The sequence below is a fragment of the Mesorhizobium sp. M0761 genome, from assembly GCF_040320205.1.
In the GTDB taxonomy this organism is placed as follows: domain Bacteria; phylum Pseudomonadota; class Alphaproteobacteria; order Rhizobiales; family Rhizobiaceae; genus Mesorhizobium.
Genome location: NZ_JAMYPF010000002.1, coordinates 60333 through 82522, shown reverse-complemented (window position 1 = coordinate 82522; position 22190 = coordinate 60333). Strand labels below are relative to the sequence as shown.

Genomic DNA, 22190 nt, shown 5'->3' with positions numbered 1-22190 from the left:
TGCCGGCTCAGCCAGCGGGCGCGGCTTTGAGTTGCGCCCGCGAATCCTTGATCGAGGCGGCAAAGGTCACCAGCGGCCGCTTGACGCCGTGGTTGATCAGCATGCGCCGTGTCTGCGGCGAGGCACCGGCGATGATGAAACGCACCCCTGCGCGCTTCGCCTTGTGCGCCGCGCCCTCGATGACATTGGCCGCGGTGGAATCGAAGAACGGCACCGCCGAGCAATCGAGGATGAAGTTCTTGCGCTGGTCGGCGATGCGGTCGAGCACCGTGCCGACAGTCGAGGCGGCGCCGAAGAAGAACGCGCCGGAGATGCGATAGACGACGGTGTCGGCGTCGCTTGCCTCGCTTGCATCGTAGGCGCGGCCGCTGCTGTCGGCGACATCGTCCTGCACCAGCGGCAAATCCGCCTCCACGGCGATCGACTTGGCCATGCGGTCGATGAACAGGATCGAGCCTAGCGCGAAGCCGACGACGATGCCTTCGGTGAGATCGCGGAAGACGACGATCAGGAAGGTTGCCATCAGCACCAGGGCGTCGCCGCGCGAAGCGCGCAGCAACGTGGCGAAGGCCTGCTTCTCGAACATGTTCCAGCAGACAACCGCCAGCACCCCGGCAAGGGCGGCAAGCGGGATGTAGCTCGCCATTGGTGCGGCCACCAGCATGAAGACCAGCAGAAAAAGCGAATGCAGCATGCCGGAAACCGGCCCATGCGCGCCGGCCCGCACATTGGTGGCGGTGCGGGCGATGGTGCCGGTGGTGCAGATGCCGCCGAACAGGGCAGACGCGATGTTGGCAAAGCCTTGCGCCACCAGTTCGCAATTGGAACGGTGACGCCGCCCGGTCATGCCATCGGCGACCACGGCCGAGAGCAGCGATTCGATGGCGCCGAGCAGCGCAAAAGCCACCGCATCCGGCAGCACCGCAAGCGCCTTGTCGAGGTTGAGTGCCGGCAGTGCCGGCAACGGCAGGCTGCGCGGAATGCCGCCATAGCGGGTGCCGATCGTTTCCGCCGGCAGCGAAAGCAGCGCCACGACAAGGGAGGCCAGTCCGACGGCGATCAGCATGCCCGGCCAGCCGGGCCGCCAGCGCTTCACCCCGACGATGGTGGCGATGGTCAGCGCCGCCATCAGCGTTGCCGAGATATTGAGCGTGCCGGCCGCGTGGCCGATCGCCATCAGCTTCGGCAGCAGCGGCCCGGGCTCCGGCCCGGCAAGCCTCAGCCCGAACAGTTCGACGATCTGGCCGGAGAAGATGATGACTGCGATGCCGGCGGTGAAGCCGACCGTCACCGGGTAAGGGATGAATTTGATATAGGTTCCGAGCCGGAGATAGCCGATGGCGAGCAGGAAAATGCCGGCCATCATCGTCGCCAGCAGCAGTCCGTCGACGCCTTCGCGCTGCACCGTCGCCGCCACCAGCACGATGAAGGCGCCGGCCGGGCCGCCGATCTGGAAGCGGCTGCCGCCGAGCGCCGAGACGATGAAGCCGCCGACAATGGCCGTGAACAGGCCGCGCTCCGGCGTCACGCCCGAAGCAATCGCAATCGCCATCGACAGCGGCAACGCGACAATAGCGACGGTCAGCCCGGCCATGAAGTCGGCCTTGAACTGCGGCAGGCGGTAACCTTCGCGCCAGACCGTCACCAGCTTGGGCGTGAACAGCTCTGAAAATGTCGGCTTTGCCGACTTCTGGGCCGGTTGATGCACTGCCCGCCGGATCTGATCCATGGACTGCCTTCCGCTTGCGTGAAGGCGGCGGGATCGTCGGCAGGACTGTCGGCGGTCGCCGTCGCGACTATATGCCGGCTCAGCCTTGCGGGTTCGGCGGCGCGACCGGCTTGAGGCGCACGCCCCGGCCGCCGCGCTCGCTGGTCTGGTTCTCGCCGATGAGCTCCACCCCGGCCTCGTCGAGAGCCTGGATAACCTTCATCAGCGTATCGACCACACCCCTGACCACGCCGTCACTCGCTTCCATGCGCTGGATTGTCGGAAGCGAAACGCCGGCACGCTCGGCGAGCGTCTTCTGATCGATGCCGGCCAGCGCCCTCGCGGCGCGCATCTGGGCGGCAGTGATCATCGGTCGGAACCCCCGTCTGAGTCTGCGGAGACGACGTGTAATACAATCATAGTGATGTTTCAACCATCATAAAGCATGCATGAAACATGATCTCTCCACAAAGCCGGATGGCGGGATACGGGATGAGCATGCTACGCTACCGCCTTGGCTCTTACTGGCGGGGAAATATCAGTTGAATATTTTCAGGACCTTGACGACGTCGGCAGCCTTGCTGTCGGCGGTTTTTCTGCTGGCAGGCTGCGGACACGGGCTGATCAACCGGCTGATTTGAATGTCGCTCCGGATCGTCAGTCTTCGGGCTCGTTGCCATCGGCCACCGCCTTGTTCCGCTGCAGCATTCGCGCCGCCAGCCAGCACAGCGTCGCCCAGGTGAAGCCGGCGCACCATCCCGCCAGCACGTCGGAAGGCCAGTGGACGCCGAGATAGACGCGGCTGACGCCGACCAGCAGCGTTACCAGCACCGCCAGGCTGAGGACATAGATTTTCGTCGTTCGTCCCGGCAGGAAGCGCGCTGCCAGCGAGCCCAGCGTGAGATAGGTCACCGCCGACAGCATGGCGTGGCCGCTGGGAAACGACAGCGACGTCTCGTTGGCCAGGTGCGAGACAAGATCGGGGCGCGGCCGGTCGATGCCGGCCTTGAGCAAGGTCGACAGCAGCTGCCCGCCGGCCACCGCGACAAAGATCAGCAGCGCCGTCCTCGGCCTGCGGATCAGAAGGAGGTAGACGATCACCGCCGTTACGATCAGCACCAGCACGCTGGAGCTGCCGAGGCTGGTGATGTCGCGCATTGCGCCTTCCAGCCATGCCGGGCCGACGGGAACATCCGGCTGACCCACTTTTCGGAAAGCGAGCAGGATCTCAGTATCGAAAGCGTGCGGCGTGGTGGCCCGCGCCACCTCCATCAGTTCCTCGAAGCCCCACAGCCCGGCGGCTATCACCAGCCCGGCCAGCAGCACCGGAAATTCAAGCCAGTTGGTGAACGCACGCGGGGTCTTCATCGGACTACAATCGCCCCTGCAGGTAAGGCCCGAGCGAGATCAGCACCACCGCCGCGATGGCCAGCACGATGCCGGTCGCCTGCAAGGCGTTGACGCGTTCGCCGAAGAACACCAGCGCCACCACATTGACCGCCACCAGCTGGATCACCGCCGACAGGCTGAACGACACCGACATGCCGAACTCACGAACCAGCCGCAGCATCATCAGATTGCCCGCCGTATACAGCGCCAGTGTCAGCACGATCTTGCCAAGGCTTGGCGCCAGCCCCCATTGCTTGGCCGCGATTGCCGCCAGCAAGAAGATCACCGTCGAAACGACGAGCTGCGCCAGTCCCCAGAAACTCACTTTTGTGCCTCGCTGTCGTTTGTGGCAGCCCTTGTTTCGCAAGCGCGCCGACACGTCAAGCAGACTGCGGCGAGACAGGCCCGACGATGACGAGAGGTGGCTGAATGAATGGCAGCACGATCGCGGTCTGATTGCAACGCTCGGGCCGGATTAACGCAAACCCAGGCAGCTGCCCACCCAAGCCCCGGAAAAGAATGGACATTTAAACATGGCGCCCTACCTCTTCTGGAGGAGAGTGCCATGCCAAAGTCCGTCTATGACCGTGGCCTGCTGAAACCCGACGACATCGCCAGGCTGCAACGCGTGTTCGACGAAGCCTGCCGCAGGCGCGACGTGCATCCCGATTCGGCGGAGGCGCGGGAGATCGCGCTGAACCTGCTTGCGCTGCACAATGCCGGCATGGTCGAGGAAGATATGCTTATGGAAACCGTGGGTTTCCGCAGGTTGGAGCCGAAATCAGCCTGAGGCCCGCAAGGCGGCCTGGAGTGTTTGATCCCAGGCTTTGATGGCGCATACTTTTCGTCCGAATCAAAGGATGCGCTATGGGCCAGGTTCTTCATGGGAGCGCCACGACGACAGAGGCGATCCGTCGAGCGATACAGCATAGTCAAGAGAGCCTGAGGGCGCTGGCGAAGCGCTACGGCATCAATCAGAAGACGGTTAGGAAGTGGAGGAACCGGACGTCGGCCGCCGATCTTCCGACTGGCCCCAGAGATCCGAAGTCGACAGTGCTATCGACTGAGGAAGAGGCGGTCATCGTCGCCTTTCGGCGTTATACGCTGCTGCCACTGGACGATTGCCTCTATGCTCTCCAACCGACGATCCCGCATCTGTCGCGGTCATCCTTGCATCGCTGCCTGCAGCGTCACGGGATAGGCAGGTTGCCGGATGTCGAGGGCGACAAGCCGGCAAGGAAGAAGTTCAAGGCCTATCCAATCGGCTACTTCCATATCGACGTCGCCGAGGTCCGAACCGAGCAGGGCAAGCTGCATATGTTCGTGGCCATAGATCGGACCTCGAAGTTCGCTTTCATCGAGCTGCACGAGAAGGCAACGACAGCGGTCTCCGCCGATTTCCTGCGCCATCTTCTTGATGCTGTCCCTTACAAGATCCACACAGTGCTTACCGACAACGGCATTCAGTTCACGACCCCAGGTGCCGGCGGCTCGGCCGTTCCGCTGATCAAGGAAGCCATGGCGGCGGGAGAAATCATATGGGCGCACGCCTTCGAACATACTTGCGCCAAGGCCGATATCGACCACCGAACGACAAAGCCAAGGCACCCATGGACCAACGGCCAGGTCGAACGCATGAACCGCACGATCAAGGATGCGACCGTCAAACGCTTCTACTACGAGAGCCATGACCAACTGCGCCAGCATCTCGCCGATTTCGTCTTAGCCTATAATTTCGGCCGTCGACTGAAGACCCTCAAGGGCCTCACGCCCTTTGAATACATCTGCAAAATCTGGACAAAAGAGCCCGAACGATTCAGGCTCGATCCAACCCATCAAACCTTGGGACTAAACATCTAGCCGGCGCGCTGCACGACGGCCACATTCATCTCTGCCCGCAGCCTGAAGCCGATGGATTCGTACAACCCAACCGCGCCGGCATTGCTGGCATAGGCATGCAGGTAGGGAACTTCGCCGCGCGCAAAAATTCGGTTGGCCACGAACACCGACAGCAGCCGGCCGAGGCCGCTGCCGCGAAATTCGGGATGCGAGCAGACGCCGCTGAGTTCGCTGTAGCCGGGCTGCTTCATGCGCTCGCCGGCCATCGCCGCCAGCCGGCCGTCGATCTTCACGCCCCAGAACTCGCCGAGGCTCAGCGCCTTGAGCGTGAACGGGCCGGGCTTGGTCAGTGACGCCAAAGCAAGCATCTCGGCCGCGTCGTCCTGCGTCAGCTGCTGTACACGCTCGTCCGACACGGAAGGCAATGGCGCCTCGGCAACCATCTGAACGCCGAAGGCGGTCACGGTCGCGGTCAGTTCCGGCGGCAAGGCAATGGGGTCCGCCTGGAGCATGAACACGCTCTCACCTGCAGGAATGAGGCTTGCGAGCGCCTGCAGGCTCTCAGCGTCGTCTGCCCCGGAAGCCGCGAAGGGGACGATCGAGGAGGGATAGCGCCTGGCGAGCCTGTCGCCATACGCAAAGATCCGATGCCGCGTGTCGAGCGCGCTCCAGACCGGACGATCGAGGACATGGCTCATGGCGCGACATCCTGTTTCACACGACGGTCGAGCGGGGCCGCCGCCAGGCCGTCCTCTATTGCCGAGAGTTGTTCGAGAAGCGGCCCTGCAAGGCCTTTGCACAAGTCGGCAACGGCGTTCTCGATGCGCGGCCAAACGTCCCGCTTCGCCCTGTCGACCAGGCGCTGGCCGTTCGCGGTCAGCGAGATCATCCTGCGGCGCTGGTCGTCGTTCGATGGCGCGGCCTCGACCAGCCCCAACTCGGCCAGCAGCGCCACGCTGCGCGTCACCCCCGGCTGGGTGATCCCCAGTGACTGCGCCAGCTCGCCGACAGGCAGCGGCCCGAGCCGGTCGAGCGCGGCCAGCAGAGGATACTGGCTGGACTGCACCGGCACCTCCAGCCCATCGAGCATGCGCTGCGTATCGGCCTGCAACTGCTCGCCGATACGCTTCAGCCTGCTGCCGAGGGTGAGGTAGCCAAGGGATCGAATGATGTCTTCCATGGGTGGTCCGCCTGCTGGATAACCATAACATGTTATATAACGATGCAAGGAACAAATTCAAGCGCCTGCTTTGGAGGTTGGCCGCACGCATCTCGACTTCGTCATCCTTGGGCGAAGCAGGAGCGAAGCTCCGTCGCGGAGACCCAGGGATCCATGCCGGGACCTTGGCCATGGAAGCAGCGGAGCAGAACCTGCAACGCAGCGTAGCTCAGAAGTCACGGTATGGATCCTCGGTCTGCGCCGCGTCGCTACGCTCCTTGCTTCGCCCGTGGATGACGACGGGATGGCCGTTTCAGCCAATCGCCAGGATGTTCGATCCCGTCTTGCAGATGCGTTGAACCACCAGTCCGCGCCACAGCAGCAGCCCGAAGTGCGCGGTGGTTCTCCGTCCAGAAGCGCTCGTTTACAACCGCTTGGCGATCTGACGGGCAATCGCTTCGGCCTGCAGGCCGGCGCTGTGAAAATAGCTGGTCAGGCTTGGCCGCATGCCGATGAACCACAGGCCGGGCTGGCCGCTCGGGGTGCCGCCATTGGCCTTCGGCACGCCCTTGGCGTCGAGCACGCCGAGATCGCCCAGCATGGCCTCCAGGCCGGTGCGATAGCCGGTTGCCGCGATCACCACATCCGGCTCGAGCACCGTGCCGTCGTTCAGCCGCACGCCGGCGCCTTCGAAAGCCGCCACCGGCGCCACCACCGAAATCCGTCCGGCCTTCAGCGCTGCGACGGCGCCGTCGTCAACGGCAATAGCGATCTGCTCGACGCCGAGCCGGCTGGCGCCGCCCTTCGGCGCCGGCGGCAGGCCGAAGCGGGTGAGGTCGCCGAACACCAGCCGCTGCGTCGCGGCAATCGCGGCATCGGCAATCCACGTCGGCAGCATCGCCATGAAACCGCCGAAGCGCGCCACGGCGACCTTGCCGATCCGTTTCGGCATCAGCGACGGACCCTGCCTGGCTGACAAGCAGATGGCCTTTGTGTCGGCACGGGCGAGGTGGTTGAGCACGTCGAAGCCGAAATTTCCGGCCCCGACCACCAGCACGCTTTTGCCCACATAGTCCTGCGCTGTGCCGAAATTGGCGGCGTGGACAAGTTTGCCGGTGAAAGTCGCCTTGCCTTGCCAGTCCGGCGTCCATGGCAAGCGGTCGCGGCCGGTGGCGACGATGACATTGCGGGCGCTCAGCGTTTCCCGGCCCGTATGGACGAGCCAGCCATTGCCTCTGCGTTCGATCCGCTCGACGGCGGTGCCGAATTCGACCCTTATGCCGCGCGCGCGGGCAAAATCCTCGAGCCGACGATGGCATCCTTGTTCGGAAGGCGGTGCGTGGCGGATAGGCAAGGCCGGGCAGGGCCGATAGCGCGCGATGCGTGTTGAGGGACAGCTTCTCGTGCCGCCGTCGCCACGGTTCGGCGATCCGCGGCTCCTTTTCAAGCACGACGACTCGCACGCCGCGCCGGCCAAGCGCGTCGGCGGCCGCCAGCCCCGCCGATCCGGCGCCGATGACGATAACCGTATCGTCGAGTCCTTTCGGCCCCAGGACGATAGGCATCGTTTCGCTTGTCGTAGCCGCCATTCGGTCGAGATTTCCTTTCAGGTGCGCCATGGGGACCCGTCCTATATGGCACGTCCCATATGGCACAGGGGCGATATGATCGATAATGAGGTCGCGTCAATGCGACTGATTCGAGGCCTTGGGGGCAAGCCTCTGTTTATCATCGGCACGCGGAAGCTCGACCATGCCCTCCTTGCGCATCTTTCTCGACAGACTGCTGGAGGGCGCCGCAGCCAAGGTGCCGCGCCAGGATTTTTCGCATGTCGAGCGGCTGGCGCTTGTCCGCCGGCACGGCGACTTCTCGCTGGCCTATTCGACCGCCGTGCAGCAAAAACTGTCCTATTTCGGCGACGCCGACGGCTACATCGCCTTCGGCACCAAGATGAAGCACCATTTCGCGCTCGGTGACCCGGTCGCCCATCCGGCCGATCGGCCCGACTATATCAGGCGCTTTGTCGAGGCCGCCGACAGCCCGTGGTTCGTGCAGATCGGCGAACCGACGGCGCGCGTTCTGGCAGGGCTCGGCTACCAGGTCAACCGCCTCGGCGTCGACACGCGGCTGGAGCTGCCGGCTCACGATTTTTCCGGCAAGCGCAACGAAACCGTGCGCTATTCCGAACGCTGGCTCTTGAAGAAGGGGTTTTCCTTTGGCGAAGGAGCGGTCTATCTCGACGAGGTCCAGCGCCTGTCACAGAACTGGCGGGCCGACCGCATCGTCAAGCGCTGGGAGATGGCGTTCCTCAACCGGCCCTTTGCCGATCATCTCGGCATCGATATGCGCCGTTTCGTGCTCTACAGCCCGGAAGGCGAGCTCGTCGCCCTGCTCGATTTCGATCCGATGTTCAGTGGCGGCAAGGTGATCGGCTACACCACCTCGTTCAAGCGCAAGCACATCGATGCCTCGCCGCATGCCGAAATCGGGCTGACCAAATTCGCCGTCGACCGGTTTCGCAATGAGGGCATTTCGGTCGTCACGCTCGGCCTGTCGCCGATGCTCGATGTCGGAGCCAACGGCTTTGCCGAATCGAGCTTCTGGCGCAACGCCTTCGAGCGGGCCTATGAGTCGCCCTGGGTCAACCGCAGCAAGTTCAACCTCAAGGGCCAGGCGGCGTTCAAGCGCCGCTTCCACGGCATCGAGGAACCGACCTACATCGCCTTCCGCCAAGGCAGGCTGATCGAGATGCTGGGGTTGCTGCGCCTCATCAAGGCGATCTAGCAAGAACCGTGGCGGCCAACGTGGCCAATTTGCCCTCAGCAAAACCGTTCTGACCGGCGCACGGGCGATCGCCTATTTGCATGTCGCTCAAAAGGGGTCCCGGTTTTGAGCAAACGACATGCATAAGAACAAAGACCTAATGCGCGTCGCCTGGTCCGTTCAAACGCGACGCGCTTTAGAGCGGCAGGGTCAGTTGCGCAGCCGGTAGCCGGTGCGGAAGATCCAGGCGACGATGGCGATGCAGATGGCGAGGAACACCATCGTCATGCCCAGGCTGACGGCGACCGAGACATCGGACTTGCCGTAAAAGCTCCAGCGGAAACCGCTGATCAGGTAGACGACCGGGTTGAACAGCGTCACCGTGCGCCAGGCCTCGGGCAGCATGTTGATCGAATAGAAGCTGCCGCCGAGGAAGGTCAGCGGCGTGATGATCAACAGCGGCACCAGCTGCAATTGCTCGAAGCTTTTCGCCCAGATGCCGATGATGAAGCCGAACAGGCTGAAGGTCACCGCCGTCAAGACAAGGAAGGCCAGCATCCAGAACGGATGCAGGATGGTGAGCGGCACGAACAGCGAGGCCGTCGCCAGGATGATCAAGCCGAGGATGATCGACTTGGTCGCGGCGCCGCCGACATAGGCGATGACGATCTCCAGATACGACACCGGCGCCGACAAGAGCTCGTAGATGGAGCCGACGAATTTCGGGAAATAGATGGCAAAGGAGGCGTTGGAGATCGACTGCGTCAACAGCGACAGCATGATCAGGCCGGGCACGATGAAGGCGCCGTAGCTGATGCCGTCTATCTCGGTGATGCGCGAGCCGATGGCCGAGCCGAAGACGACGAAATAAAGCGATGTCGAGATCACCGGCGAGACGATGCTCTGCAGCACGGTGCGGAACGCACGCGCCATCTCGACCCGGTAGATCGCCCATACTGCTCGCCAATTCATGGCTCTTGCCTCAACAGATTGACGAAGATCTCCTCGAGCGAGCTGTTTTGCGTGTCCATGTCGCGAAACTGGATGCCGGCCGTCTCGAGTTCGCGCAGCAGCGATGCGACGCCGGGGCGTTCGCTCTGGTTGTCATAGGTGTAGGTCAGCTGTGTGCCATCGCCCGACAGCTCCAAGGCGTAGTGCGAGAATGCATCGGGAATGGCGGTGAGCGGGTTGCGCAATTCGACGATCAGGCGCTTGCGGCCCAGCTTGCGCATCAGTTCGGCCTTGCCCTCGACCAGGATGATCTCGCCGCGGTTGATGACACCGACACGGTCGGCCATCGCCTCGGCCTCTTCGATATAGTGCGTGGTGAGGATGATGGTGACGCCATCGTCGCGCAGCCGCCGCACCATCGCCCACATGTCCTGGCGCAGTTCGACGTCGACGCCGGCCGTGGGTTCGTCGAGGAACAGGATGCGCGGCTCATGTGACAGCGCCTTTGCAATCATCAGCCGCCGCTTCATGCCGCCCGACAGCGTGATCGCCTTGGCGTCCTTCTTGTCCCACAACGACAGGTCGCGCAGCACCTTTTCGACGAAGCCCGGATTGGGCGGCTTGCCAAACAGGCCGCGGCTGTAGGTGACGGTTGCCCAGACGCTCTCGAACGCGTCGATGGTCAGCTCCTGCGGCACCAGCCCGATCAGGCTGCGCGCGGCGCGGTAGTCTCGGTTGATGTCGTGGCCGTCGACGGTCACCGTTCCCGACGAACGGTTGACGATGCCGCAGACGATCGAGATCAGCGTCGTCTTGCCGGCGCCGTTCGGCCCCAGCAGCGCGAAAATCTCGCCGCGTTCGATGTCAAGGTTGATTTCCTTCAGCGCCTTGAAGCCGGTGGCGTAGGTCTTGGTGACCCCGGCAATCGAAATGATGGAAGGCAAATTCGTGGAAGACATGAGGCCGAAAACGACTGTTTGAAAGAGGCGGGGATTATTATTGCGCTGAATGTCGGTGTGCAGGCTCGGAAGTCAATGCCGCTGCTGACAATTGTGGACAAACGTTCCCCTTTTGCCGTTTCGTCATGGGGGTGTCGGGGCGCTGACGGTTTGATACGATCTGCTGCGACAACGCGCCCCGCGTGACGCCAAGCCGCTTTGACCGGACCGCATCCGCCGCCTATTCTGCGCCAACAAACAGCAGCCGGAGCCCGCATGGACCCGCTCATCCTGTCGCGAATGCAGTTCGGGGCGAATATCTCGTTCCACATCCTGTTTCCGACCATCACGATTGCGCTTGGCTGGGTGCTGCTGTTCTTCAAGCTCCGCTACAACGCCACCGGCGATTCCGCCTGGATGCGCGCCTATTTCACCTGGGTAAAGGTGTTCGCGCTGTCCTTCGCCATGGGCGTGGTCTCGGGCGTCACCATGAGCTTCCAGTTCGGCACCAACTGGCCGGGCTATATGGAAAAGGTCGGCAACATCGCCGGGCCGCTGCTTGCCTACGAGATCCTCACCGCCTTCTTCCTCGAAGCGGCCTTCCTCGGCATCATGCTGTTCGGGTTCCGCCGCGTCTCCAACCGCGTCCACACGCTGGCGACGGTATTGGTCGCCGGCGGCACCACGCTGTCAGCCTTTTGGATCATTGCGCTGAACTCCTGGATGCAGACGCCGGCCGGCTTCGAGATGATCGACGGCAAGGCGCATCCCGTCGACTGGTGGGCGATCGTCTTCAACCCGTCCATGCCCTACCGTCTGACGCATATGCTGCTTGCCTCCGGCCTGACGGTGTCGTTCCTGATCGCCGGCCTGTCGGCGCTGCGCTACCTCACCGGCGACCGGTCGGAATCGATGTGGAAGGCGCTGCGCACCGGCGTCTTCACCGCCGCCATCCTGATCCCGATCCAGATCTTCGCCGGCGACCAGCACGGGCTGAATACGCTGGAGCACCAGCCGCAGAAGATCGCCGCCATGGAGGCGAACTGGAACACCGGCCCCAACGTGCCGCTGGTGCTGTTTGCGCTGCCCGACGAGGCGGCGAAGGAAAACAAATTCGAGATCGCCATTCCCGACGGCGCCAGCCTGGTGCTGCGCCACGCCACCAGCGGTATCGTGCCGGGGCTCAACGACTATCCCGGCCTGCACCCGCCGGTGTTCCCGGTGTTCTGGGGCTTCCGCATCATGGTCGGCGCCGGCATTTTGATGCTCATCGTCTCGTGGTCGGCGACCTTCTTCCTCAAGCGCCGCCACAGCCTGCCGAGGCCGCTGGCCATGCTGATGGTGCCGATGGCGCTGTCGGGCTGGCTGGCGACGCTGGCCGGCTGGTACACCACCGAAATCGGCCGCCAGCCCTGGCTGGTCACCGGCGTGCTGAAAACCGCCGACGCTATCGGCCCGGTCGCCGGCAGCCATGTCGCGCTGACGCTCGCCATCTATCTCCTCCTCTATGTGCTGCTGCTGATCGCCTATCTTGGCGTGCTGGTGCACCTGGCGCTGAAGGCCGCCAAGCACGGCGATACCTCGCCGCTGCCGGGCGTCATGAAGACGGCGATGTCGCAACCGGCCGCAGCGGAGTGAGGAATGGTCCGCGTAGCGGACGAAAAGCCAACGATTTGGCTTTTCGAATGACGAACGCCCGGAGCAATAGCGAAGGGCAGAACCGTTGATGAGAGGGATGACAGACCGATGAGCTTCGACTGGCCAACCGCGCTGCCCCTGATCTTCGCCGGCCTGATGGGCCTCGCCATCCTGATCTACGTCATTCTCGACGGTTTCGATCTCGGCATCGGCATCCTGTTCTCGGTCGCCGAAGATGCCGAGCAGGACACCATGATCGCGGCAATAGGCCCGTTCTGGGATGCCAACGAGACCTGGCTGGTGCTGGCCGTCGGCCTGCTCCTGGTCGCCTTTCCGCTGGCGCATGGCGTCATCCTCACCGCGCTCTACATTCCGGTCTTCGTGCTTTTGGTTGGCCTCATCCTGCGCGGCGTCGCCTTCGATTTCCGCGCCAAGGTGCCCGCCGGCAAGAAGCACCGCTGGAACCGCATTTTCTTCCTCGGTTCCGTCATCGCCTCGCTGGCGCAAGGCTATATGCTCGGCGTCTATGTGCTTGGCCTCGATGTCGGCTTTGGCGGCATCGCTTTCGGGGCGCTGGTGGCGCTCTGCCTGTCGGCGGCCTATGCAGCGATGGGCGCGGCCTGGGTCATCTACAAGACCGAGGGCGAATTGCAGAGGAAGGCGGTGGCCTGGCTGCGCACGGCCCTGGTGCTGACCGCGCTCGGCATGGCGGCGGTGTCGCTGGCGACCCCATTTGCCAGTCCGCGCATCTTCGCCAAATGGTTCGTCTGGCCCGAAATGCTCTATCTGTCGCCGCTGCCGATCCTGTCGGCGCTGCTGTTCCTGTGGCTGTGGCGGCAGACCTTCCACCTGCCCAAGCCCGACGATCGCCACGCGCTGCGGCCGTTCCTGACGCTCGCCGCCATCTTCGCGCTCGGCTTTGCCGGGCTTGCCTGGTCGTTCTACCCCTTCGTGGTGCCCGAGAGGCTGACCATCTGGCAGGCGGCGTCGGCGACGGAAAGCCTGGCCATCATCCTCGCCGGCACGGTGGTCGTGCTGCCGGTGATCATCTTCTATTCGTTCTATGCGTATCGGGTGTTTGGGGGCAAGGCGACGGATCTGACGTATGATTGAAGGGCTCTCTAATCGCGGTTTGCGCGAGGCACCCCCCTCTGGCCTGCCGGCCATCTCCCCCTCAAGGGGGGAGATCAGCTCCTCACTGCGGCCTTCGCCAACCTTGCAAGATGAGCACCGTCAGCGACGCTGCCAATCTCCCCGCATGAGGGGGAGATGCCCGGAAGGGCAGAGGGGGGTGCTGTCCCGCTGGCGTCTCAGGTAGGGCGTCGCCGCTCTCTGCGTCCGGCCAAGTCCTATCGCCCCTCAGCTCTTCCCCGCCAGCACCAGCACCGGTTTCTCGCTGTACAACCCCGGGAACAGCGACTTCAAATTCGCCACCTTGGGCAGGTCGTTGTAGACGATGTAGGGGTAGGTCGGGTTCAGCGTCAAAAAGTCCTGGTGATATTCCTCGGCCGGATAGAAGGTTTTGCCCGTCTCCAGCGTGGTGACGATGGGCTTGGCAAACACCTTCGCCTGGTCGAGCTGGGCGATGTAGCTCTGGGCGATCTTCTGCTGCGCATCGTTCTCGGCAAAGATGGTCGAGCGGTACTGGGTGCCCGAGTCGGGGCCCTGGAAGTTCAACTGCGTCGGGTTGTGGGCGACCGAGAAATAGACCTGCAGCAGCTGGCCGTAGGTCACCTTGGACGGATCGTAGGTGATCTCGACCGATTCGGCGTGGCCGGTGCGGCCGCTGCCCACCGTTTCGTAGACGGCGTCATCCTTGGCGCCGCCGGTGTAGCCGGAGACGGCCTTGGTCACGCCCTTGACGTGCTGGAACACGCCCTGCACGCCCCAGAAGCAGCCGCCGGCGAAGATAGCCTTCTCGCTGCCGCTGGCGGCCTTCTCGTCCACTGCCGGCGGCGGGATCACCACCGCGTCCTCGGCCGAACGCGCCGGGCTCTGCCAGAAGGCAGCCGCCGCGGCGGCGACGATGAGCGCGGCAAGCGCGCTCTTGAAGATCGGCGTTCTCGTCCTTGCAATGCCGGTCATGTCTGATCTCCTTGATGGTGGCGAAGACTATACGACAGAACGTCCCGCCTGGTTTCTCAAATTGCCGTGCGCCGGCCCGGCCATTGTGCGGCCGGGCCATGGGACCAAGCCTTATTGCGCGGGCGCCATGGCGTCCGCCGGCTTCATCGCATCCGTTGCGGGCTTCATCGCATCAACCGGCTTCATGGCGTCGGTGGCGGGTTTCATTGCATTCGTCGCCATTGGGTCGGCGGGCTTCATGGCACCGGTCGCCGGCGCCATGGCATCGGTCTCGGGCTTCATCGCATCGGTGGCCATCGCCGGCTTCATGGCGTTGGTCGCTTCGTCGGCACGGGCGCCGGCGGCGAAGCCGGTCATCGAAAGCGCAAGGGCGAGCGCGGTCAGGGTCTTGGTCATGATGGTATTTCCTCCTTGAAGAGGGCGCGCGGATGCGAGCCCGGTTATGCCGCGCTAGCGGCGTTGCGTAGAAAAAGAATCAGTCGGCGGCTGCAGCCAGGATCGGCCCACCACCCGGCGACTGCACCAGCACCGCGGTGCTCAGCCCGCCGCTTGCCGCCGGCAGCGGCAGTGTGGTGGCGTCGCCGCTCCAGCTGCCGAGTTTCTCCAGCGAGTGCACGACATTGGCATGCGGCAGCGTGCGGCCGGTGTTCTCGCCGCGCGCCACCGGCACTTCGACGACGCCCTTGTTGTAGCGGACCAGCCAGACATCGGCGCGGCCGGCCGGCGCGGAACCGGCGCCGATGCTGATCTTGCCGCCGTCGAGCGACAGCGTCGGCCCGTTCGTATGACCGCTCGCGGAAATCAGCTGCTCGATCTCGCCGGGCGCTGCACCCACCGCATCGGCACCGCCATTGACCACGACCTGCGGCGTGAACGGGCCGGAGCGGCCGAGCGACGGCTCATAGCGCACCTGGCGCTGGGTGAACTCCTCGCGGCCGAAAATGTCCTTCCAGCCGAGATAGTCCCAGTAGGTAACGTTGAACGACAGCGCCAGAACGCCCGGCTCGTCCTTGACCTTGATCAGATTGGCATTGGCCGGCGGGCAGGACGAACAGCCCTGGCTGGTGAACAATTCGACCACGGTGAGCGGCTGGGCGAAGGCGGTGCCGCCAAGCATCATCAGCGCCGCACCTGCGGCAGCCAGCATGCCGGCGCGTTTTGGGTTAAGTCCAGTCATCGGGGGTCTCCGTTGCGGCGGGTTCATGCCACACTTCGCCGCTGCCCGAGGCTTCGTTACATGGTTCACCGCTTCGTGATTGGGGGCGGAAGGCGTCGTTGCCTTCTCCCCTTGTGGGAGAAGGTGGATCGGCGCGAAGCGCCGAGACGGATGAGGGGTGTTCCAGCGGAGTGAGACGTTGGTTAATCTAACGTCATGCCACATCAGCCCGTCGCTCCTGCCAAACGAAACTTTGCCCGTTCGCTCCGACGTGAAATGACGGAGGCGGAAGACAAACTGTGGCACGAACTACGTGACCGCAGGCTCGATCGGATCAAATTTCGGCGCCAAGTTCCTGTTGGAAAATACGTCGCCGATTTCGCTTGTCTTGAATCACTCCTCATCATCGAGATCGATGGGAGTCAGCATGCGGACTCAGAGTCAGACCAGGCCCGTAGAACGGAACTGGAGGCGAGAGGCTTTCGTGTGTTGCGCTTTTGGAACGACGATGTCCTGAAAGACATGGACAGCGTCTGCACCACGATAATCGCTTATGTAAGGGATGTCAGTTTGCAGCCATGGCGGTGAAAGAACGCCGGCGTCAAGCTGGAACACCCCTCATCCGTCTCGGCGCTGCGCGCCGATCCACCTTCTCCCACAAGGGGAGAAGGCAAGGGCACCGCCACCCCGCTTGCCCCTGCAACCCGCCCCTGCTAAAGCCGCCCCATCATGAGCACGCCTCTCGACCACATCCGCAATTTCTCCATCGTCGCCCATATCGACCATGGCAAATCCACGCTTGCCGACCGGCTGATCCAGTCCACCGGCGGGCTGGAGCTGCGCGACATGAAGGAGCAGGTGCTGGACTCGATGGACATCGAGCGCGAGCGCGGCATCACCATCAAGGCGCAGACGGTGCGGCTGAAATACCGCGCCAACAATGGCGAGGACTATATCCTCAACCTGATCGACACGCCCGGCCATGTCGACTTCGCCTATGAAGTGTCGCGCTCGCTCGCCGCCTGCGAAGGCTCGCTGCTGGTCGTCGATGCTTCCCAGGGCGTCGAGGCGCAGACGCTCGCCAATGTCTACCAGGCGATCGACAACGATCACGAGATCGTCGTGGTGCTGAACAAGGTCGACCTGCCGGCCGCCGAGCCCGAACGCATCCGCGAGCAGGTCGAGGAAGTCATCGGCATCGACGCCTCCAACGCCGTGCTGATCTCGGCCAAGACCGGCCTGGGCATTCCGGATGTGCTGGAGGCCATCGTCCACCAATTGCCGCCGCCGCGCGAGGGCGATGCCTCGGCACCGCTGAAAGCCATGCTGGTCGACAGCTGGTACGACGCCTATCTCGGCGTCATCGTGCTGGTGCGCATCATCGACGGCGTGCTGAAAAAGGGTGCGACCATCCGCATGATGGGCACCGGCGCAAAGCATCTGGTCGAGCGCACCGGCGTGTTCACGCCGGCCCGCATCAATGTCGACGAGCTCGGCCCCGGCGAGTTCGGCTTCTTCACCGGCTCGATCAAGGAAGTGGCCGACACCCGCGTCGGCGACACCATCACCGAAGACAAGCGCCAGACAGCGCATGCGCTGCCCGGCTTCAAGCCGGCGCAGCCGGTGGTGTTCTGCGGCCTGTTCCCGGTCGACGCCGCCGATTTCGAGGATCTGCGCGCCGCCGTCGGCAAATTGCGCCTCAACGACGCCAGCTTCTCCTATGAAATGGAAACCAGTGCTGCGCTCGGCTTCGGCTATCGCTGCGGCTTCCTCGGCCTTTTGCATCTCGAAATCATCCAGGAGCGGTTGGAGCGCGAGTTCAACCTCGACCTGATCGCCACGGCGCCGAGCGTCGTCTACCGGCTGCTGCTTACCGACGGCTCGACGAAGGAGCTGCACAACCCGGCCGACATGCCCGACGTGGTGAAAATCTCAGCGATCGAGGAGCCGTGGATTCGCGCCACGATCCTGACGCCGGACGACTATCTCGGCGGCATATTGAAGCTCTGCCAGGACCGGCGCGGCATCCAGGCCGACCTGTCCTATGTCGGCAAGCGCGCCATGCTGATCTACGATCTACCGCTCAACGAAGTCGTCTTCGACTTCTATGATCGCCTAAAATCGATCTCCAAGGGCTACGCCTCGTTCGACTATCACCTGACCGACTACAAGGAAGGCGATCTGGTGAAGATGTCGATCCTGGTCAATGAAGAGCCGGTCGACGCGCTGTCCATGCTGGTTCACCGCACGGCGGCGGAAAAGCGCGGCCGGCAGATGTGCGAGAAGCTGAAGGAGCTGATCCCGAACCATCTGTTCAAGATCCCTATCCAGGCCGCCATCGGCGGCAAGGTCATCGCCCGCGAAACCATCTCGGCGCTACGCAAGGACGTCACCGCCAAATGCTACGGCGGCGACGTGTCCCGCAAGCGCAAGCTGCTCGACAAGCAGAAAGAGGGCAAGAAGCGGATGCGCCAGTTCGGCAAGGTGGATATCCCGCAGGAGGCGTTTATCCAGGCGCTGAAGATGGGGGATTAAAGAAGTTGTAAACTGGTGAAAGAGTCGCCCATTCTGCGTCATAGTCAATGTCATCAGTTAAGTCAAAAAGCGGCTAGACAGTGGAAGAAAAGTGCGCAACCTTCCAAAAGGGGGCGTATGAACAATGGACAAGGTCGCGGAGACCAATAGTTCAAGTGGTGATTTTTGCCGGGCGATAACATCACCTCCGGTTTAGATTTCTGGAGCCCGGTTTCTCAGCCCGCTGAACATACCGACGAGCAAGGATCCATTGCTGATTTTTGGCTGCCCGCCAGCCTTTTTGTAGATAAATCAGAATGGAGCGAGTGTAAGCCGAGTGCGTCAGAACCTCTACAAACAGAGCTGTGTGATTTTTGGGCGCTCGATCAGGAGCAAAAGGCTCCGGACGAGCAACTAGACGACTGGGCGCAAACACACAGGCTCCCTTGGTTCGACAGCGAGCTTGGATACAATCCTTACCAAGTATCTATTGAGCCGCCTTCGGAGCGGCTGATCGCAGAGAAGCGCGGTAGATGGCTGTCGCAGCTGTTGGACATCCCAGAACAGCGACGCCGCATCAAATATGCGACATTCTTCGGGGAAGTCTTCGATCAGTTCCCGGCTCAAGCTAACTTTCGGTTGCTGTCGGCGCTTGCTCTGGAAGGCGTTCCCGCAGAACCTATGCTCAACGGATGTGCTTTTAAGCTCTCATTTCTCATCACACCGATAATGGCATCGAGGCGCTCGGCTCGCGCTTTGAGCCCGCAGATCCCAGCCGACCATCAAATGTCTCTGTCTTGGCGACGTGCAATCCGCATTTCACAGCTTTGCGGAGGAGGCAATCCGGATGACTATATTGACCAAGATTGGTATTTAGAATGGCTAAATCTTCCGATAGATAACGAATTATTTTGGGTATACCTTGACTACATCGAATGGCGACTACGCTCTGCCAGCTTAGGATACATGCATCCGTACTATGGCGATCACCTAAAACGGGAAAGAGACGATGTGCTCAGAGGTTGGGGACTAGGTCGACTTGGTTCTCGTTCGCGGACATGGGAGTTAGTTGATATACGTGCGGACCATGTCGGAGTTCTGCACCCAGAAAAAAGAACCCCTAATGTTCTGAAATGGAGGACGCTTGGAAACCCTCGTTCCGGTCGTGAACTGCTGGATAAAGAGAACTGACAACGGGAAACTTGGCAGAGTCGTAGAACAGCTATCGAATGGGCATATTCGGGTGGAGTTCGGTCCGAACAACCCGACAACCGTGATTGAGCCTGAAAACTGGTCGTGCGGCATAATGCCTGGCTTTATAGTCCAAGATGCACCGCTTTCGGCATCGCGACAGACGCTTGGTGTCGGAACCGTTGTGGCCGTCCGTACCATTGTAGGAATGGAGCAGGTTTCCGTGCAGTTCCACGCCTCTGGAGAAATGAGATGGATCCCATTCGAGCGTCTAGCTCGGATAATGGATCCAAAATTGCAATTTATGCGCGGTGAGCAGAGGTTCCTCGATAGTGCGGAGCGCACGTCTTTGAATCTGATGGCATACGCCCTTCGAACGTGGAACCAGGCGACAGGGGCTCTCGATAGGCTCGACGTTGATCCATTGCCGCACCAGATAACCCTTGTTCACAGGATACTTAGTTCTGGCGATACGAATTGGTTAATTGCTGACGACGTTGGCTTAGGTAAAACTATAGAAGTTGGGCTTCTTCTTGGCGCGCTTGAGAGGAGGCAGAACCTCCGGCGCATTCTAATCGTCGTACCATCCGGTCTAACGCGGCAATGGAAAGACGAAATGCTTACGAAATTCGATCGACAGTTCCGCATCTATGGCAGAGATTTTGAGGTTGAGACCCCGGCAGAGTGGGGTCTGTACGAAAGAGTAATTGTTTCTTTGGATCTAGCTAAGCCAAAAAATGCCGATGACGTCGGCGGAGATTTCTCAACAAGGTTTGGTTCTATACTGAGCGCCGGAAAATGGGACATTGTGATATTTGATGAAGCCCATAGATTGTCTCGAGATGAGTCCGGACGAACGACACTACGTTTCAAACTTGCTCGTGCCCTTCGAGAGCGTTGTGATTCCGTCTTGTTGTTAACCGGGACACCGCACCAAGGCGATGTTGGCAAATTTCAAAACTTACTTAAGCTAGTGCGACCGGCCATGGCCGAGTCAATTGACAGATTGGACGAAGATCCAACGATCGTTTCAGATATTGTCCTACGAAATCGTAAAATCGACGTGGTAGACGCTGACGGACACTTCATTTTCCATGGAGTTCTGGTTCGCAGGTCAGAGATTCCAAGTGGCCCTGAAACATTAGAGTTGGAACGCCGGCTCAGCCAGTATCTACGTCGTGGCTACCGAGCCGGAGATATTGTGGGAGGAACCTCCGGCAGAGCGATCGGCTTTGTTATGACCATCTACCGCAAGCTCGCTTCATCATCAGTTTGGGCACTCTATGTAGCCCTTACCAAGCGCAGACAGAGAATTCTCGGAGAGGCTCCCATTGGACCAGCGCAGTTTGACCTTGATGAAGAGACCCAGACAGAGGTTGGCGAGGATGAAGATAACCTCGCAGAACTTGACCTGGGTGGCTCGGGCGGGGTTTTTTTTGCCGACGAGATGCAGGACATCGAAAGCGTTCTCTCGCAAGCGAAATTATGCTTTTCCGTCGATCGGAAATTTTTTGAGCTTGAGAAGCTGATTTTTGACCTGGTTAAGGTTCAAAAAAAGAAGCTGCTAATATTCACTGAATATCGAGCAACTCAAAACTATCTGCTAACTCGGATTAAGACTGCAATTGGTACGTTGCCGGCGCAGATCCATGGCGGAATGTCAGTCGACGAGAAGCAAGCCGCAATCGCGGCCTTCGAAGAGAATGTAGAAATCCTTATCTCTACGGAAGCTGGCGGTGAAGGGTTAAACTTGCAGCGCAATTGCCACGTGATGGTAAACTACGATCTACCGTGGAATCCCGCCAGATTACAGCAGAGAATAGGAAGACTTTATCGCTATGGGCAAACGGAGAAAGTTATTGTCATAAATCTGGCTGCGCGCGATACGATCGACAATTTGGTGCTAACTACCGTCCTAGAGCGTTTGGAGGCTGTTATCCGACAGATGGGTCCGGTAAGTTCTGAGTATGATGAGCGGCATCAATCTGAAGTTCTTGGAGACCTCCTAGAACGACTTGATATAAATGAGCTACTCGATGAGGCCCGAACCGGCGGTGTTGAGCGTACGGCTGAGCGTGTGGACAGTGCCATCGAGCGTGCTCGCGAGTCCAAATCATTACAGGACGACATTCTTGCGAATATCTCCACAATGGCTGGCGATAGCTGGCGACAGCTCGGCTCTTTTTCGACCTTGGATTTGGCAAATTTTGTAAAACGCGCATCCGCTCTATGCGAGATCGAAGTTACCGACTTCGGCAATCCAGAGAGGTTTGACATCAGGCTGCCGGAGTCTCTGAAAGGAAAGTTTCCGGAGTTTGGCAACCGGACGTTCATTGAAGTGAGAACGGCACGGGCCGACGGCACGCGCATCTCAAACCGGCTTTTGCTAGACTTCTCATCGCCCTTCGTACGCTTTCTGGTCGACACAGTGACGCGCCCGGAGTTCGGCGGCGGATACGGGGTCATCGCGGGAGAATCCTCCGGGCAGCTCATCGCAGCGATGCTAATCCATTATCAAAATGAACAAGGTGAGCCCCGAGGAATTGATCTTCTTGTTGGCATCAAAGGTGAGGCAGCCGACATCGTTGTCGACAACTCGCAACTGCGGCCTTTATTTGAAGGCTATCAAAGGCCCGGAATGCCCCAACCTGCAGATCCGTCAGAGCGCAAAGCGGCTGTTGAAGCGATTTTTGACAGAATTGAAGTGGAAGCTGCGCGCGCTTCGGAGATATCCCGGCATGCCAGCGGCTTGTTTCCAATCGGAATATTAGAGTACCAATTGAGGACAGAGGTAGAGCATTAAGGTCGGGTCAGTCGTCGGAGGTGCTAGTGGCGGTGTATCCTCCAGGTTTCAGCACG

General features: G+C 61.3%; 22 protein-coding genes and 1 pseudogene. 10 read left to right on the top strand and 13 right to left on the bottom strand.

Features of this window, described 5'->3' with window-relative positions:
• Positions 1-7: 7 nt before the first annotated feature.
• Positions 8-1729, bottom strand: coding sequence for a SulP family inorganic anion transporter (locus NKI32_RS03235; RefSeq protein WP_353001831.1), 1722 nt, complete (start codon positions 1727-1729; stop codon positions 8-10).
• Between the two features lie 79 nt (positions 1730-1808).
• Positions 1809-2078 (bottom strand): helix-turn-helix domain-containing protein, encoded by a 270-nt coding sequence (locus tag NKI32_RS03230; protein WP_023673276.1) that lies wholly within the window; start codon positions 2076-2078, stop codon positions 1809-1811.
• Between the two features lie 79 nt (positions 2079-2157).
• On the opposite strand from NKI32_RS03230, the gene NKI32_RS03225 reads away from it, so the two are divergent.
• Entirely contained in the window at positions 2158-2349 is a 192-nt protein-coding gene (locus tag NKI32_RS03225; RefSeq protein ID WP_023755330.1) for a hypothetical protein, read from the top strand.
• Positions 2350-2365: 16 nt separating this feature from the next.
• Here NKI32_RS03225 and NKI32_RS03220 read toward each other — a convergent pair whose 3' ends face one another.
• Together NKI32_RS03220 and NKI32_RS03215 are read right to left on the bottom strand one after the other, a co-directional pair.
• Positions 2366-3076: a phosphatase PAP2 family protein gene (locus tag NKI32_RS03220; RefSeq protein WP_023687516.1), complete on the bottom strand. Its 711-nt coding sequence runs from the start codon at positions 3074-3076 to the stop codon at positions 2366-2368.
• Positions 3077-3080: 4 nt separating this feature from the next.
• The gene (locus NKI32_RS03215) at positions 3081-3422 is read right to left on the bottom strand and encodes a hypothetical protein (protein WP_023673273.1); all 342 of its coding nucleotides are present in this window, start codon (positions 3420-3422) and stop codon (positions 3081-3083) included.
• 240 nt (positions 3423-3662) lie between these two features.
• Between NKI32_RS03215 and NKI32_RS03210 the strand changes: the two genes are divergently transcribed.
• Positions 3663-3887, top strand: a complete 225-nt coding sequence (locus NKI32_RS03210; RefSeq protein WP_023673272.1) for a hypothetical protein — start codon at positions 3663-3665, stop codon at positions 3885-3887.
• Positions 3888-3964: 77 nt separating this feature from the next.
• The gene (locus NKI32_RS03205; RefSeq protein ID WP_353001829.1) at positions 3965-4957 is read left to right on the top strand and encodes an IS481 family transposase; all 993 of its coding nucleotides are present in this window, start codon (positions 3965-3967) and stop codon (positions 4955-4957) included.
• Here the strand turns inward: NKI32_RS03205 and NKI32_RS03200 are convergent.
• The 4 genes and pseudogenes from NKI32_RS03200 to NKI32_RS03185 form a co-directional block, all read right to left on the bottom strand.
• A complete protein-coding gene (locus NKI32_RS03200) occupies positions 4954-5634 on the bottom strand; it encodes a GNAT family N-acetyltransferase (protein WP_023703859.1) in 681 nt (226 codons plus the stop codon). The genes NKI32_RS03205 and NKI32_RS03200 overlap by 4 nt on opposite strands.
• The gene (locus NKI32_RS03195) at positions 5631-6116 is read right to left on the bottom strand and encodes a MarR family winged helix-turn-helix transcriptional regulator (protein WP_023825834.1); all 486 of its coding nucleotides are present in this window, start codon (positions 6114-6116) and stop codon (positions 5631-5633) included. Before NKI32_RS03195 ends, NKI32_RS03200 begins: the two co-directional genes overlap by 4 nt.
• 403 nt (positions 6117-6519) lie before the next feature.
• Positions 6520-7542 carry a flavin-containing monooxygenase gene (locus NKI32_RS03190; RefSeq protein ID WP_353001827.1) on the bottom strand — a complete coding sequence of 341 codons (1023 nt, stop codon included), beginning with the start codon at positions 7540-7542 and terminating at the stop codon, positions 6520-6522.
• 22 nt (positions 7543-7564) lie between these two features.
• Positions 7565-7660: pseudogene (locus tag NKI32_RS03185) on the bottom strand (hypothetical protein); the annotation flags it as partial.
• Positions 7661-7847: 187 nt separating this feature from the next.
• On the opposite strand from NKI32_RS03185, the gene NKI32_RS03180 reads away from it, so the two are divergent.
• On the top strand, positions 7848-8879 hold the full coding sequence (locus NKI32_RS03180; protein ID WP_353001825.1) for a phosphatidylglycerol lysyltransferase domain-containing protein: 1032 nt from the start codon (positions 7848-7850) through the stop codon (positions 8877-8879).
• A gap of 189 nt (positions 8880-9068) precedes the next feature.
• Here the strand turns inward: NKI32_RS03180 and NKI32_RS03175 are convergent, their stop codons facing one another.
• Both NKI32_RS03175 and NKI32_RS03170 read right to left on the bottom strand, forming a co-directional pair.
• Entirely contained in the window at positions 9069-9830 is a 762-nt protein-coding gene (locus tag NKI32_RS03175) for an ABC transporter permease (RefSeq protein WP_353001823.1), read from the bottom strand.
• Positions 9827-10753: an ABC transporter ATP-binding protein gene (locus tag NKI32_RS03170; protein WP_023681262.1), complete on the bottom strand. Its 927-nt coding sequence runs from the start codon at positions 10751-10753 to the stop codon at positions 9827-9829. The genes NKI32_RS03175 and NKI32_RS03170 overlap by 4 nt, the downstream gene beginning before the upstream one ends.
• A gap of 270 nt (positions 10754-11023) precedes the next feature.
• On the opposite strand from NKI32_RS03170, the gene NKI32_RS03165 reads away from it, so the two are divergent.
• Together NKI32_RS03165 and NKI32_RS03160 are read left to right on the top strand one after the other, a co-directional pair.
• Positions 11024-12385: a cytochrome ubiquinol oxidase subunit I gene (locus tag NKI32_RS03165; protein WP_353001821.1), complete on the top strand. Its 1362-nt coding sequence runs from the start codon at positions 11024-11026 to the stop codon at positions 12383-12385.
• Between the two features lie 108 nt (positions 12386-12493).
• Complete coding sequence (locus tag NKI32_RS03160) at positions 12494-13498, top strand: cytochrome d ubiquinol oxidase subunit II (protein ID WP_023739830.1); 1005 nt, start codon at positions 12494-12496, stop codon at positions 13496-13498.
• A gap of 246 nt (positions 13499-13744) precedes the next feature.
• Here the strand turns inward: NKI32_RS03160 and msrA are convergent, their stop codons facing one another.
• The 3 genes from msrA to NKI32_RS03145 all read right to left on the bottom strand — a co-directional run bounded on the left by msrA (position 13745) and on the right by NKI32_RS03145 (position 15647).
• The gene (gene msrA, locus NKI32_RS03155) at positions 13745-14470 is read right to left on the bottom strand and encodes a peptide-methionine (S)-S-oxide reductase MsrA (RefSeq protein ID WP_023681259.1); all 726 of its coding nucleotides are present in this window, start codon (positions 14468-14470) and stop codon (positions 13745-13747) included.
• Between the two features lie 111 nt (positions 14471-14581).
• Entirely contained in the window at positions 14582-14866 is a 285-nt protein-coding gene (locus NKI32_RS03150) for a hypothetical protein (protein WP_023748237.1), read from the bottom strand.
• 79 nt (positions 14867-14945) lie between these two features.
• Positions 14946-15647 carry a DUF1223 domain-containing protein gene (locus tag NKI32_RS03145; protein ID WP_023748236.1) on the bottom strand — a complete coding sequence of 234 codons (702 nt, stop codon included), beginning with the start codon at positions 15645-15647 and terminating at the stop codon, positions 14946-14948.
• A 195-nt stretch (positions 15648-15842) separates the two neighbouring features.
• Here NKI32_RS03145 and NKI32_RS03140 point away from each other — a divergent pair, with 195 nt between their 5' ends.
• The 4 genes from NKI32_RS03140 to NKI32_RS03125 all read left to right on the top strand — a co-directional run bounded on the left by NKI32_RS03140 (position 15843) and on the right by NKI32_RS03125 (position 22134).
• A complete protein-coding gene (locus tag NKI32_RS03140) occupies positions 15843-16214 on the top strand; it encodes an endonuclease domain-containing protein (RefSeq protein WP_023681256.1) in 372 nt (123 codons plus the stop codon).
• 141 nt (positions 16215-16355) lie between these two features.
• Positions 16356-18161 carry a translation elongation factor 4 gene (gene lepA / locus NKI32_RS03135; RefSeq protein WP_353001818.1) on the top strand — a complete coding sequence of 602 codons (1806 nt, stop codon included), beginning with the start codon at positions 16356-16358 and terminating at the stop codon, positions 18159-18161.
• A 165-nt stretch (positions 18162-18326) separates the two neighbouring features.
• Positions 18327-19331, top strand: a complete 1005-nt coding sequence (locus NKI32_RS03130) for a hypothetical protein (RefSeq protein WP_353001817.1) — start codon at positions 18327-18329, stop codon at positions 19329-19331.
• The gene (locus NKI32_RS03125; protein WP_353001815.1) at positions 19285-22134 is read left to right on the top strand and encodes a DEAD/DEAH box helicase; all 2850 of its coding nucleotides are present in this window, start codon (positions 19285-19287) and stop codon (positions 22132-22134) included. The genes NKI32_RS03130 and NKI32_RS03125 overlap by 47 nt, the downstream gene beginning before the upstream one ends.
• Positions 22135-22190 lie beyond the last annotated feature (56 nt).